Source organism: Stutzerimonas sp. C6.4V (assembly GCF_058536345.1).
Map to the genome: position 1 here is coordinate 199114 of NZ_JBZUBM010000001.1, position 13866 is coordinate 212979.

Annotated in this window: 9 protein-coding genes; 4 read left to right on the forward strand and 5 right to left on the reverse strand. The window is 62.5% G+C overall.

The features are described from left to right. The first annotated feature begins 55 nt into the window (after window positions 1-55). From AC4LFW_RS00930 to AC4LFW_RS00940, 3 genes are all read left to right on the forward strand, one after another. A complete protein-coding gene (locus AC4LFW_RS00930) occupies window positions 56-1147 on the forward strand; it encodes a Glu/Leu/Phe/Val dehydrogenase dimerization domain-containing protein (protein ID WP_491816992.1) in 1092 nt (363 codons plus the stop codon). A 319-nt stretch (window positions 1148-1466) separates the two neighbouring features. After that, window positions 1467-2147 (forward strand): maleylacetoacetate isomerase, encoded by a 681-nt coding sequence (gene maiA / locus AC4LFW_RS00935; RefSeq protein WP_491816993.1) that lies wholly within the window; start codon window positions 1467-1469, stop codon window positions 2145-2147. 82 nt (window positions 2148-2229) lie between these two features. Beyond that, window positions 2230-3696 carry a sodium-dependent transporter gene (locus AC4LFW_RS00940; RefSeq protein ID WP_491816994.1) on the forward strand — a complete coding sequence of 489 codons (1467 nt, stop codon included), beginning with the start codon at window positions 2230-2232 and terminating at the stop codon, window positions 3694-3696. Between the two features lie 86 nt (window positions 3697-3782). On the opposite strand, the gene rimA is transcribed toward AC4LFW_RS00940, so the two are convergent. From rimA to phhA, 4 genes are all read right to left on the reverse strand, one after another. Next, window positions 3783-4607: a S6 modification regulatory phosphodiesterase RimA gene (rimA, locus tag AC4LFW_RS00945; RefSeq protein ID WP_491816996.1), complete on the reverse strand. Its 825-nt coding sequence runs from the start codon at window positions 4605-4607 to the stop codon at window positions 3783-3785. A gap of 450 nt (window positions 4608-5057) precedes the next feature. Next, complete coding sequence (locus tag AC4LFW_RS00950; protein WP_491816998.1) at window positions 5058-6254, reverse strand: amino acid aminotransferase; 1197 nt, start codon at window positions 6252-6254, stop codon at window positions 5058-5060. After that, on the reverse strand, window positions 6251-6607 hold the full coding sequence (locus AC4LFW_RS00955; protein WP_021207507.1) for a 4a-hydroxytetrahydrobiopterin dehydratase: 357 nt from the start codon (window positions 6605-6607) through the stop codon (window positions 6251-6253). The genes AC4LFW_RS00950 and AC4LFW_RS00955 overlap by 4 nt, the downstream gene beginning before the upstream one ends. Window positions 6608-6826: 219 nt before the next feature. Beyond that, a complete protein-coding gene (gene phhA, locus AC4LFW_RS00960; RefSeq protein ID WP_491817000.1) occupies window positions 6827-7612 on the reverse strand; it encodes a phenylalanine 4-monooxygenase in 786 nt (261 codons plus the stop codon). A gap of 268 nt (window positions 7613-7880) precedes the next feature. On the opposite strand from phhA, the gene AC4LFW_RS00965 reads away from it, so the two are divergent. Beyond that, window positions 7881-9437, forward strand: a complete 1557-nt coding sequence (locus AC4LFW_RS00965; RefSeq protein WP_491817002.1) for a sigma-54-dependent transcriptional regulator — start codon at window positions 7881-7883, stop codon at window positions 9435-9437. Window positions 9438-9521: 84 nt separating this feature from the next. Here the strand turns inward: AC4LFW_RS00965 and AC4LFW_RS00970 are convergent, their stop codons facing one another. Continuing rightward, window positions 9522-13694, reverse strand: coding sequence for a CheR family methyltransferase (locus tag AC4LFW_RS00970; protein ID WP_491817004.1), 4173 nt, complete (start codon window positions 13692-13694; stop codon window positions 9522-9524). Between the last annotated feature and the right edge of the window lie 172 nt (window positions 13695-13866).

Consider the following 13866-nt stretch of genomic DNA (forward strand, 5'->3'; position numbering starts at 1 on the left):
TAAAGGAGCCTGCGCAGCAGGCTCTCGATCAGAACAAGAACAGAGGAATCCGCACATGTCCGTCTTCACCCATCCTGATTTCGATGATCACGAACAGGTGGTCTTCTGCCACGACAAGGCATCAGGGCTGCGCGCCATCATCGCCATCCACGACACTACGCTCGGCCCGGCGCTGGGCGGCTGTCGGATGTTCCCCTACGCCAGTGACGACGACGCCCTGCGCGATGTGCTGCGTCTGTCTCGCGGCATGACGCTGAAGTCTTCCCTGGCCCGGCTCAAGCTCGGCGGCGGCAAGGCAGTGATCATTGGTGACCCGCATACCGGCAAGAGCCAGGCGCTGCTGCATGCCATGGGCGATTTCGTTGACAGCCTCGGCGGGCGCTACATTACGGCGGCCGATTCGGGCACCGGCGAGCCGGAAATGCAGGCGTTCGCCCAGCGCACCCGCCACGTCATCGGTGCGACGCCGCGCACCACGCTGGACGGCAGCATCGCCAGCGGCGATCCCTCACCGTCCACCGCGCTTGGTGTATTCGTCGGTCTGCGCGAGGCGGTGCGTCAGCGTCTTGGTCGCGATGACCTGACTGGCCTGAAGGTTGCGATCCAGGGCGTTGGGCATGTCGGTCTGGGGCTGGCCCGGCACTTGAAACAGGCCGGTGCCGAGCTGTGGGTCTGCGACATTTTCGATGACAACGTGCGTCAGGCCATGGAGGAGCTGGGTGCCAACGCGGTGCGCCCGCACGACATCTATGGCCTGGACGTGGACGTGTTCGCGCCCTGCGCCATGGGCGGCATCCTCAACGCGGAAACCCTGCAGACGCTGCGTGCGCCGGTGATCGCCGGGGCGGCGAACAACCAGCTGGCCAGCCCGGAGATCGGCGTCGAGTTGCAGCGTCGCAACCACCTTTACGCGCCGGATTATGCGATCAATGCCGGCGGCATCATTGACGTCTACTACCAGCGCGTCGGTGGCAGCGCGGCGCAAAGCGATGCGCACATCAGAGGCATCGCAGAAACCCTTCGCGAAATCTTCGAGCGGGCTGCCAGCAGTGGCGAGTCCACTTCGATCGTCGCCGATCGTTTGGCGCAGGAGCGCCTGCAGACCGGCAACAGGGTGCAGCCTGCCGAGCAGCGTCTGCATGCCTAGCAAGAAGCGGCTTCGCCCTTGCCATCCGAATAGGCGGCTCGTTGGGCGCTCGCCGGTTACTTGTTGTGCTTCACGATCCGGGCCATCGGATCTACCCCTTGGGTACGCGGTGCGGCGCTACGTCGCACATGCTTGGCAGCTTTTCGTTACGCAACTCAAGGAAAGGTGCATGTGTCCACGCTGGTCCAGAGGCTGTAACGAAAACCTTCCGTCTGCCCTTTGAATATGGATGCTGTCCGCCTGATCGCGGGCTTGTAGGGTACCGCTGGGTGGTTTGTGATAACCGCTGCGGTCTAGATAAGAAGAATCAGGGAGCGCCATGAACGGCACCGAGATAAACGAAACAGCTGGCTCATCCCCGCTCAAGCTCTACGGTTACTGGCGATCCAGCGCCGCCTACCGGGTACGCATCGCGTTGAACCTCAAAGGCCTCGCCTTCGAGAACCTGCCCGTGCATCTGGTCAAGGACGGCGGCCAGCAGCGTTCGGCCGACTACAAGGCACTCAATCCGCAGGGGCTGGTGCCTTTGCTGGTGGACGGCGACGAGCGCATCAGCCAATCGCTGGCGATTGTCGAATACCTGGAGGAGGTCTTTCCGCTTCCGGCTTTGCTGCCGGACGATCCGGCCGACCGCGCGCGGGTGCGCTCATTGGCGCTTCATATTGCCTGCGACCTGCACCCGCTGAACAACCTGCGCGTATTGCAGTACCTCAGCTGCCCGCTGGGCATCGAGGATGAGGCGAAGCAGCAGTGGATCCAGCATTGGATTCACACTGGCCTCGCTAGCGTCGAAGAGGGGTTGGCCACGTTCGATGGCAAGCTGTCACTCGGCAGACGGCCGGGCTATCTGGAGGCATGCCTGATTCCGCAGGTATACAATGCGCGCCGTTTTGCCTGTGACCTAAGCCAGTACCCGCGCATTCTGCAGATGACCGAGCAGTGCGAATCCCTCGAAGCTTTTGCCAACGCAGCTCCGGAGGTGCAGCCCGACGCTCAATAAAGGTTTATCCGCCTTGCCACTCCGTCGCGTCACGAGCGCGGCGGGTTCGATTCCGTCACAGATAACAACAAACAGGTGACGCATGACCCGTGAAAAACCCAAGAACCTCTGGCTCTCCCGCTGGGGCTTTATCCTCGCCGCGACCGGCTCTGCAGTCGGCTTGGGCAACATCTGGAAATTTCCCTACATCACCGGTGAATACGGCGGCGGCGCCTTCGTATTGATGTACCTGGCGTGCATCCTCGCCATTGGTATTCCGGTGATGATGACCGAGATCGCCATCGGCCGTCGCGGCCGTGGCAGCCCCATCGATGCGATCGGGCGAGCGGTCCGCGAAAACGGCAGCAGCCCGCTCTGGAAAGGCGTCGGCGGCATGGCCATGGCGGCCGGCTTCCTGATTCTTTGCTTCTACGTGGTCGTGGCCGGCTGGGCGTTCGCCTATACGGTGAAAATGCTCGACGGCTCGCTGGCAGCCAGCTCGGTGGATGGACTGGCACAGGTGTTCGAGGCGCACAACGCCAATCCCTGGCAGCTCGGTGGCTGGAGCGTACTGGTGGCGCTGCTGACGCTGTGGATCGTGGCCAAGGGTGTCCAAGCGGGCATCGAAAGCGCGGTGCGCTGGATGATGCCGGGCCTGGCGGTGATGCTGCTGATCCTGGTCGGCTATGCCGTCACCAGCGGCGGCTTCGATCAGGGCTTCGCCTTCCTGTTCAGTTTCGACACCTCCAAGCTCACCGGTGAAGCGCTACTGGCCGCACTGGGCCACGCGTTCTTCACCCTCAGCCTGGCCTCCGGGGCGATTCTGACCTACGGCTCTTACATCCCTGACGGACAATCCATCGCGCGGACCACTTTCATGGTCGCGATTGCCGATACGTGCGTGGCGCTGCTGGCGGGGCTGGCAATCTTCCCGATCATCTTTGCCAACGGCATGGACCCGACCGCGGGCCCTGGTTTGATCTTCATGAGCCTGCCGTTGGCCTTCGGGCAGATGCCGTTCGGCACCGTCTTCGGCACGCTGTTCTTTGCCATGGTATCGATCGCTGCGCTGACTTCGGCCATTTCCATGATCGAAGCCACCGTCGCCTACCTCAACGAAAAGCACGGCATCAGCCGCCTCAAGGCCGCCATTGGCGCCGGTGCGGTGCTGCTGGTGATCAGCCTGCTGGCGATGCTCTCGTTCAACCTGATGGCCGGCTGGACGCCGCTGGGCAAGAACTTCTTCGACTGGCTCGACTACCTGACCTCGCGCTGGATGATGCCGCTGGGAGGGATCTTCATCGTGATCTTTGCCGGCTATGCCCTGCGCAGCGAGATCATGCGTGACGAGCTGGATCTTCCACCGCTGGGCTATGCGCTGTGGCTGTTCATGGTCCGCTACGTCTGCCCGGTTCTGATCACCATGGTCTTCCTGCATGCCCTAGGCTGGCTGGGCTTCGACCCGCTGGTGCGCTGGTACTGGATTGCCGGTGCGATCGGCGTGCTGACCATCCTCGGCGAGGGCCTGCGGCCTCGGGTGCTTCCGGCGCTGGCCGGGCGCAACGCCTGACCGCTGGGTGCGACGCGTCAGGGCAGGCGACGCGAGGATGACAGGAGGAGGCGCAAGGCGGGCTATGCGATGCCGCTGAGCGTCGCTCAGCTCGGCAGTCCGTCCGCCCAGGGCAGGGCGCTGGCCTGGCTGCAGGCTTCGAACAGCGGTTTGCTGAACAGGTAGCCCTGCATCAGGCTGATCCCCAGGTCATGCAGGGCGCTGCACTCGTCCGGGGTTTCCACACCTTCGGCGATGATCTTGATGCCAAGCTCCCTGCACATCCCGACGGTCCCCCGGACGATCGCCTGGCGCGGGTGGCTCTGATCAATGCCTCGGATCAGGTCCATGTCCAGCTTGATCAGGTCGGGCTGGAAGTCAGCGAGCAGGTTGAGCCCGGCAAAACCGGCACCAAAATCATCGATCGCGGTGAGAAAGCCGATGCGTTTGTATTCCCGAAAAACTTCGGTCAGCCATTTGGCATCGCTGATGCGCTCGCCTTCGACGGTCTCGAAGATGATCTGCTCGATGGGAAAGTCATGGGCGCGTGCTGCCTCGAGGGTCGAGCGAATGCACAGCTCCGGGCGGTAGATGGCGTTGGGCAGGAAATTGATGGACAGCTTGCTCTGCATCCCAAGCCTGGCGGCAGTCTTGATGGCCTTGACCCGGCAGGCCTGATCGAAGCGAAAGCGGTTTTCTTCGGTTACCTGCGACAGCACGCTCGGCGCCGGTTCACCGTTGACGCCACGCACCAGTGCTTCGTGGGCGAATATCTCTCGGCTGGCGAGATCGACAATCGGCTGGTAAGCGTAGCTGAAGCGAAATCCCAGGCGCTCGCCACTGGCACAGCTCGGGCAGGCTCCATGCTCGTTGGCGGAGTGACAGGCGTATTGATTCGGAGCAGGGTTGCTGGCGGCATTGCAATGATTCATCGGGGGGCTCGTTCGAAACCTGTTACTGAAGATAGCGGCTCGTCTGGCTCAAGTTGCAGCCCGTTGGTCACCTGACCAGCTGGTCACCCGTTTCGGATGCGGATGCAGATTGGAGACAGCTGACTCGATGGGTGATGTCATAGTGCTATGACAGGGCCGGTGAGGTCGAGTTCCACTACGCGGTGGCAAAAAGCGGGACCTGTGCCTGGCCTCGACATCAGGCCCGCGCGAGGTTGGCACGCGCATTTGGCCTTCAAGGAAAGGGGGGAGACCAATGGATTCTGCACATCGCGGCCACGGCGTCTTTCTATCGCTGGCCAGGTTGCTGCGGCAGCTTCAGCTTGAGGTCGCCCCAGCGCGCGACAGACCGCGACCTGGGCGCACCCTGAAGTTGTTGTTTGGTCAGATGGGAGACGGGGCGGGATAGACCCAGCCCCTGATGTCGGTAGCTCAGGCCACGACTCGGGCGATCGAGGCGGCCAGCTGGTCGAGTCGTGCGGCGTCCAGTCCGGCGATGTTCGCCCGTCCGCTTTCCACCAGATAGACCGCATCCTCACGCCGCAGACGCAGCACCTGCTCGGCGGTCAGCCCCGTGTAGGAGAACATGCCGCGCTGCCGGGCAATGTGTGCAAAACGCTCGGCCAGGCCATGAGGCGCCAGCGCCTCCACCAGCCCCTGACGAAGCCCGGCGATGCGCTCGCGTTTGGCGGCGACCTCTTGCTGCCAGAGCTGACGCAGCTCGGGGTTGGCCAGGATCGTCGCCACAACGGCCGCGCCATGCGAAGGCGGCGTGGACCAGAGGTTGCGCGCCACCGAGGCGAACTGGCTGCGCACGTCGATCAGCGATTCACCGTCGGCGGCTACCACGATCAGCGCGCCGGTGCGCTCGCGATACAGGCCGAAGTTCTTCGAACAGGAACTGGTGATCAGCACTTCCGGCAGCGCTTCGACAAACAGCCGTACCGCCCAGGCGTCTGCGTCCAGTCCATCGCCGAAGCCCTGGTAAGCGAAATCGAACAGCGGCAACAGCTCGCGCTGACGCACGATCTCCAGCACCTGGCGCCAGTCATTCTGACTGAGGTCATAGCCGGTGGGGTTGTGGCAGCAGGCGTGCAGCAGCACCACGTCGCCCGACGGAATCTGCTCCAGCGCGGCGAGCATGCCCGGCACGTCGAGGCGGTTCTGCGCATCGACATAGGGGTAGTGCTCGACCTTCAAGCGGGCGGCGGCGAACAGGGTTTCGTGGATCGGCCAGGTCGGATCGCTGAGCCAGAGGCTGCGACCCGGCAGGCACTTGGCGATGAAGTCGCCGACCAGCCGAAGGGCGCCGGTGCCGCCCGGGGTCTGGGTGCAGCCGGCTCGGTTTGCGACCAGCGCTGGCGAGCCCTCGCCGAGCACCAGTTTCAGCAGCTGCTCACCGAACAGCGGATCACCATGCCCGCCGATGTAGCTCTTGGTCTGCTCGCTGTCGATCAATCGCTGCTCGGCCAGCTTCACCGCCTTGGGGATCGGCGTCAGGCCCAAGGCGTCCTTGTACACGCCTACGCCCAAGTCGAGCTTGGCCGGATTGGGATCGGCGCGATAGGCATCCAGCAGGCCGAGAATCGGATCGCCTGGAACCCGCGCGACATCAGCGAAGTGTTTCACTTGCGGCCCTCGGCGGTTTTCGCAACCTCGTCGGTACGCGCGGCCATGATGAAGTCGTTGCGGTGCAGCCCTTTGATCGAGTGGCTCCACCAGGTCACGGTGACCTTGCCCCATTCGGTGAGCAGGCCCGGGTGATGACCCTCGGCTTCGGCGATCTCGCCGACTGCATTGGTGAAGGCCAGGGCGTGCTTGAAGTTCTTGAACAGGAAGACCTTCTCCAGCTCCATGTGGCCGTCGCGGGTCTCGATGTTCCAGTCCGGGATCTGCTTGATCAGCTCGGCCAGTTCGTCATCGGAGACCTTGGGCGCGTCGGCGCGGCAGGCTTCGCAGTGGGCTTGGGTGAGGGCGGTCATGGTTGGGTCCTTGTGTTGATGGGCATATGAGTTGAGCAGCGTAGGGTGGACAACGCCGCAGGCTTGTCCACGCGTGGGGTTCGGTCCGCCGCGTTGCCGAGCAACGTAGGGTGGATGACGCCAGAGGCTCATCCACCAAACGGTCGAAACAACCCGCGCCGCCGGGAGACGTCGTTGGGGACGAACCCACGCGTGGAAGATGCTTCGCAGTCTTCCACCCTACGCCGCTTTCGGCGGAAACTTTGGCTGGTGCAGGCCGAGGTTCATGGCGGTGCGGACGTGGGCCATGATGTCTTCATGCGCCACATCGAACAGCCGCTTGAGCTCGGGCAGGACGAAGTACACCGGCTGCAGGATGTCGATGCGATAAGGGGTGCGCATGGCTTCGACAACGTCGAATGCGTGGTGCTCGGGTTCGTCTGAAAGGCTGTAAAGCGTCTCCTTCGGCGAGGAGAGGATGCCGCCACCATAGATGCGCCGACCGGCTGAAGTCTCCACCAGACCGAACTCGATGGTCATCCAGTACAGTCGCGCCAGGTAGACGCGCTCTTCCTTGGTCGCCTTGAGGCCGAGCTGGCCGTAGGTGTGGGTGAACTCGGCAAACCAGGGGTTGGTCAGCAGCGGGCAGTGGCCGAAGATCTCGTGGAAGATGTCTGGTTCCTGCAGGTAGTCCAGTTCTTGCGGGGTGCGGATAAAGGTGGCGACGGGAAAGCGTTTGCTCGCCAGCAGCTCGAAGAAGGTCTGGAACGGAATCAGCGCTGGGACCCGGGCGACCTGCCAGCCGGTGGTCGCATCCAGCACGCGGTTGATTTCGCCCAGCTGGGGGATGCGGTCGTGGGGCAGGGAGAGCTGCTCGATTCCATCCAGGTATTCCTGGCATGCGCGGCCGTCGAGCAGTTTCAGCTGGCGTTCGATCAGCGTTTGCCAAACCGCGTGTTCACTGTCCGGGTAGTGGATGTGACCGTACGCATCCGGCTCGCGAGCAACGTATTTGGTGGCTTTCATCTGACCTCCTGAGCGGGGCGGCCGCCTGAGTCTTGTTGTTATGGATGCCTCATCTGACCTCGGCTTTCATGCCTTGGCGAGGCTGTAGCCAGCTTGAAGGGTGCGACCAGATACCTTTCTTGCGTAACGAAATGATTACGATGCGGCGCCATAGGGCAAATATCGCCTTGCTCGCCGTCGTGTCTGTCAAATAATCTTGACGAAAATCAACGGCGCTTCGCAGAAATCCCCGGCGCCGCTTATAACAACAAGCCAAAGGCACCCTTGCATGCGTATCAAGATTCACTGCCAGAACCGCATTGGCATCCTCCGTGACATGCTCGAACTGCTGGTCGCCTACGGCATCAACGTGGCGCGTGGCGAAGTGGGCGGCGAGCATGGCAACGCTGTGTACCTGCATTGCCCCAACCTGATGAACCTGCAGCTACAGGCCTTGCGACCGAAGATCGAGGCGCTGCAAGGCGTGTTCGAGGTGCGCAAGGTTGGGCTGATGCCCAGCGAACGGCATTCGCTGGAGCTCAATGCGTTGCTCGGCGCGCTGGAATTTCCGGTGCTGTCCATCGACATGGCTGGCGCCATCGTCGCGGCCAACCGTTCCGCGGCGCAGTTGCTCGGGGTTCGCGTGGATGAGGTGCCGGGCATGAGCCTGTCGCGCTACGCCGAGGATTTCGACCTGCCGGAGCTGGTGCGCAGAAATAAGGCGCGGATCAATGGCCTGCGCGTGACGGTCAAGGGCGACATCTTTCTTGCAGACATTGCGCCGCTGCAGTCGGAGCACGATGACAGCGAAGCCCTGGCCGGTGCGGTGCTCACGCTGCATCGCGCCGATCGGGTGGGCGAGCGTATCTACAACGTGCGCAAGCAGGAGCTGCGCGGCTTCGACAGCATCTTCCAGAGTTCGAAAGTGATGGCTGCGGTGGTCCGCGAGGCACGCCGCATGGCGCCGCTGGATGCGCCGTTGCTGATCGAGGGCGAGACCGGTACTGGTAAGGAATTGCTGGCGCGCGCCTGTCACCTGTCCAGCCCGCGCGGGCAATCGCCGTTCATGGCGCTCAATTGCGCGGGCCTGCCGGAATCCATGGCCGAGACGGAGCTGTTCGGCTACGGCCCTGGCGCGTTCGAAGGCGCGCGGCCCGAAGGCAAGCTTGGCCTGCTCGAGCTGACCGCCGGCGGCACGCTGTTTCTCGACGGTGTGGGGGAGATGAGCACGCGGTTGCAGGCCAAGCTCGTACGCTTTCTGCAGGATGGCTGCTTTCGCAGGGTCGGCAGCGATGAGGAGGTCTACCTGGATGTGCGGGTGATCTGCGCCACGCAGCTGGATCTGTCCGAACTCTGCGCCAGGGGCGAGTTTCGCCAGGATCTGTATCACCGCCTCAACGTGCTGTCGCTGCACATTCCGCCGCTGCGTGAATGCCTGGACGGGCTGGAGCCGCTGGCGCTGCACTTTCTCGACCAGGCCAGCCGGCAGATCGGCTGCGCCTTGCCGAGCCTGTCATCGGCAGCCCTCGAGCGGCTGGCCGGCTATCACTGGCCGGGCAACGTCAGGCAGCTGGAGAACACCCTGTTCCAGGCGGTTTCGCTGTGCGAGGGCGGGGTGATCAAGCCCGAGCATATCCGCCTGCCGGACTACGGTTCACCGCAGCCGTTGGGTGGCTTCTCGCTGGACGGCGATCTGGACAGTATCGTCGGCCGCTTCGAAAAGGCCGTGCTGCAGGAGTTGTATCAACGCCATCCCAGCAGCCGGCTGCTGGGCAAACGGCTTGGCGTTTCGCACACCACCGTGGCCAACAAGCTGCGGGGGTACGGGATAGGGAAGGAAGGCTGATCTGGCGCCGAACAGCGAGCCTGCCGACTGCGTCGATCAGGTCGGAGAGGGTGCCCACGGCTGAACGTGGGAACCCGCAACAAGCTATTGCACCGCTTGCGTCACCGCATCGATCAGCGCCTGCAGGTCGATGGGTTTACGCAGGTGAAGGGTAAATCCGGCGCTTTTGGCCTTCTCCACATCGCGCAGGGTGCCGTATCCGGTCAGGGCAATGCTTGGCGTGGTCATGTTCAGTCCATTATGGCGGATCGCGGTCATCATCTTGTGGCCGTCGATCTCAGGCATGCCGATGTCCGAAACGATCACGTCGAATGAAGCCTGCCGGGCCAGTTCGATGCCCCGTGCGCCACCGTCGGCGGTGGTCACTTCGGCACCTTCGCTTTGCAGAAGCTCGGACATGGTTTCGAGGATGTCCGGTGAGTCATCCACCAGCAGAATCCGGATACCCGAGAGGCCGCCGTCCTCGCTGCTCTCGACCAGCCCGCTGAGCTCCATTTCGGTCTGCAGATGGATAGGCAGCCAGATACTGAACCGCGCACCACGACCAATGCCCTCGGAGAAGGCTTCGATGCGGCCGTGGTGCGCTTCGACCAGCTGCTTGACCAGCGCGAGACCAATGCCCAGTCCATGTTTGGAGCGTTGGGCGTGCTGCATTTCGGCCTGGCCGAACATGTCGAAGACCTTGGGCAGGAAGTCGGCGCTGATGCCCTCGCCGGTATCGATGACGTCGAGGCGCGCAAGGTCTCCCTCGCGTTCGAGTTGGAGACAGATGTGCTCGCCGCCCTTGGTGAATTTCCAGGCATTATTCAGCAGGTTCCAGATCATCTGGTCGAGCCGCGTCGGATCGGCAAAGACGTAGATCGGCTGCTCTGGCTTGTAAACCTCGAACGTCACGTTCTCGGCCTGGGCCAGGGGTGCAAACACGGCCTCGATGCCGCGCAGTACGTCCTGATACTGCAGTGTAGAAAACTGCAGCTTGAGCTTGCCGGTACGAATGCGCGACACATCCATCAGGTCGTCGATGATCCGCGACTGGCTGCGAACCGCGTTCTGGATCGACTGGGTGGCCTTGCGCAGGGTTGGAAAATTCTTCGCAGCCTGGGATCGAGCGACCAGATCCGTGTTCAGCTGGATCAGGTTCAGCGGATGCTTGAGCTCATGGGAGAGCACGGCGAAGAACTGGTCCTTCTGGATGTTGGCGGCCTGGATGCTGGCCAGCTCGCTCTGTTGCTCGGCGTTGCGCTGACGGTCCTCGGTGAGGTCGCGGGCAATCTTGGCAAAGCCCGTGACCTTGCCATCGCTGTCGACCAGCGGGTTGACCAGGCCGCTGAAGAAACACGCCGAACCATCCTTGCGCAAGTGCCAGCGCTCATCGGTTGCCTGTCCCTGCTGCAGCGCACGCTTGCGCTCGGCTTCCGGCACACCGGCCTTTCGGTCTTCTTCGTTGTAGATCATTTCGACGTGCTGGCCGATGGCTTCCTTTTCGGTGTAGCCAAAGATGTGCTCGGCGCCGGTGTTCCAGGTGGTGATGTAGCCGTCGCGGTCCAGCGTAATGATTGCGTAGCCCTTGGTGCTCTGCGCCAGGAGCTTCATATGGGCTTCACCGGCACGCAGCTGGTCTTCGGCACGGCGCCGGTCAGTGATGTCGATGAAGGTCAATACGGCGCCCTGGATACGGTCGTCCAGGGTGCGGTAGGGCAGGAAACGCGCAAGATACCAGCGATTGGCGCCCTTGGAGCCAATCTCGCGCTCGACCAGGCGAAGCTCCTCGAACGCCTTGGCGGCATCGGTATGCAGTTGCGGGTAGTCCAGGCGATGGGTGATGTCGAACAGCGACCGGCCGGCGTCGTTGCCGATCACGTTGAAGATGTCCTGGGCGCGGGGCGTGAACCATTTGATGCGCATCTTGCGGTCGACAAAGACCGTGGCGATGTCGGTGGAGGAAATCAGGTTCTGCAGGTCATCGTTGATCTTGCTGGTCTCATCGACCTTGGCCTTGAGCTCGAAGTTGACCGTGGTCAGTTCCTCGTTGATCGACTGCAGCTCTTCCTTGCTGGTTTCCAGCTCTTCGGTGGCCGAGCGCAGCTCTTCATTGATGGCCTGCAGTTCCTCGTTGGAGGCCCGCAATTCCTCCGTGCTGGTCTCCGAATGCTCCATGGTGATCTGCAAGCGTTCCTTGGTCTGCTGCAGTTCCGCCTCGAGCTGGGTCAGCACACTGTCCTTGGTGTCTGGATCTGCCAGCGTGCTGGGGTCCATACAGGCCTCGACCTCGTCGAAGATCACCAGCATGTAGTCGCTGCCGGCTTCGTTATCACGAAACGGACGCACCACCATGTTCACGTAAAAGCTGCGGTCGTCCCGTTCCAGGCGCACCCGCCGTGCTTCCACGCTTTTCCCGGTGTGCGTGGCCTGATAGAGCGCCGTGCGCAGCTCAAGACGCAGCTGCGGGTGCACCAGCGTGGTCAGGTTCAGCGAGGGTTCGCCACCCACATAGCGCAGGAAGTTACCGGCCCGATCCGACATGTGCACGATTTCAGCGTCGTGGTTGACGATGACGCTGGGCGGTGCGTACTGCTCGAGCGCGCGCTGATGTACGTCAGCAAAGGAGAACTTCCGGTTGCGCCTGGAGGGTTCGCTGAAGGGCGGGCGGCTGGCTGGGGCTAGCGTGAAACCCTGATACGGACCCGCAGGCGGGCGACGCAAGGAGCTGGACACTTCCTTGGCCCGATAAATGCGGTTTTTCTTGTCCACCGGCGTGAACAGCTGGCTGCACGCATCGGCAGTTTCCGAGCTGCCGAGGAACAGGTAGCCGCCTGGATTGAGGGCGAAGTGAAACATGCGCAGCACTTCGATCTGGATGTCGCGATCCAGGTAGATCATCAGATTGCGGCAGGAAATCAGATCGAGCCGAGAAAACGGAGGGTCGCGCAGGAGGTTGTGACGGGCAAACAGAATCCGCTCGCGCAGGTCCTTCTGCATCCGGTAATGATTCTGTTCCTTGACGAAATACTGCCGCAGCCGTGCTGGAGGCACATCGGTGACGATGGCCTCGGAGTAGAGTCCGGCGCGGGCAGTTTCCAGCGCGCGGTCGTCGATATCGGTGGCAAACACCTGTAACAGGACTTCACCCTTGACGCCGCTGACCCCGGCCTGATCGGCCAGCAGCATGGCCAGAGAGTAGGCTTCTTCGCCGGTCGAGCACGCCGCAGCCCAGACACGCACGGATTTGTCGTCGCTATTCAGCTTCTGCTCGTACAGCGAAGGGAGGATGTCGCGCTCCAGTGCTTCGAACGCCTCGCGGTCGCGAAAGAAGTTGGTCACGCCGATGAGCATGTCGGCGAGCAGTGCAGGGGTCTCTTCGGGATGATTTTGCAGATGCCGTGCATAGCTGGGCATGTCACGCAGCGCGTTGACCTGCATCCGGCGTTCGATGCGACGCAGGACCGTGGCTTGCTTGTAGTGGCGAAAGTCGTGACCGGTGCGGGCTCGCAGCGCTGCGAGAATTTCGCGCAGCGCCAGCTCGTTCGGTTTGGACTGTGCATGGGCCTGAGCGTATTCGACCTCGCCCTGCGCCTCTCCGGCTTGTTCGCTATCGCCTGCAGACACGACCGGGTACTGCCGCGCCAGCAACACCTCCAGGTTATGACGCAGCTCTACCAGCTTTTGCGGCATATCCGCGACCGGCAAAACGATATCGACCATGTCTGTTTCGATGGCGCTGCGCGGCATCGAGTCGTATTCGGCGTCATCCGGTGCCTGAGCCAGGGTGACCCCGCCCTGCTCCTTGATGCGCGAAAGCCCGACCGAGCCATCCGACCCCGTGCCGGTTAGCACGACACCCACGGCGTGGTTGTGATGTACGTCGGCCAGCGTGCGGAAGAACAAGTCGATGGCGACCAGAGCGCCGCGCTCACGCTCGGGTTGCTGCAGGCGCAGATAGCCATCGTTCATCGACAGGTCCATCGCCGGTGGAATCACATAGACATGCTTCCGCTCGATAGGTACGGGCCGTGTGACCTGCAGGACAGGCATGCGGGTGACTTTTTGCAGAATCTTGTCGGCGTTGCTTTCATGCTTTGGCGAGAGATGCATGATGACCACAAACGCCATGCCGCAATCGGCTGGCATGTTTTCAAAAAAAGCCAGCAACGCCTTGAGGCCGCCTGCCGAGGCACCGATCCCAACCACAGGAAACCGCAGCCTACTCCGGGCCAGGGGCAGGTTCTTGGGTGTGGACGGCTCAGGGCTGGTGCTCATTGATTCCTCGGCGTTTGAAGACTATCCGCTCGGCGGTAAGAAGATGACAGCAATCCGGACGGGGGAATTCACCCTTCGGCCATGACACCACTGAATGGATGATAAAGCTTTGCGTTGGGGATTACCGCTCTAGCTCAGGTGAGACCGGCACGCGCTCGGTTCACGTCTATTG

Bases quoted from the DNA above. Each gene is read 5' to 3' on its own strand.
- AC4LFW_RS00930 (WP_491816992.1), top strand. From the start codon at position 56: ATGTCCGTCTTCACCCATCCTGATTTCGATGATCACGAACAGGTGGTC.
- maiA (WP_491816993.1), top strand. From the start codon at position 1,467: ATGAACGGCACCGAGATAAACGAAACAGCTGGCTCATCCCCGCTCAAG.
- AC4LFW_RS00940 (WP_491816994.1), top strand. From the start codon at position 2,230: ATGACCCGTGAAAAACCCAAGAACCTCTGGCTCTCCCGCTGGGGCTTT.
- rimA (WP_491816996.1), bottom strand. From the start codon at position 4,607: ATGAATCATTGCAATGCCGCCAGCAACCCTGCTCCGAATCAATACGCC.
- AC4LFW_RS00955 (WP_021207507.1), bottom strand. From the start codon at position 6,607: ATGACCGCCCTCACCCAAGCCCACTGCGAAGCCTGCCGCGCCGACGCG.
- phhA (WP_491817000.1), bottom strand. From the start codon at position 7,612: ATGAAAGCCACCAAATACGTTGCTCGCGAGCCGGATGCGTACGGTCAC.
- AC4LFW_RS00965 (WP_491817002.1), top strand. From the start codon at position 7,881: ATGCGTATCAAGATTCACTGCCAGAACCGCATTGGCATCCTCCGTGAC.
- AC4LFW_RS00970 (WP_491817004.1), bottom strand. From the start codon at position 13,694: ATGAGCACCAGCCCTGAGCCGTCCACACCCAAGAACCTGCCCCTGGCC.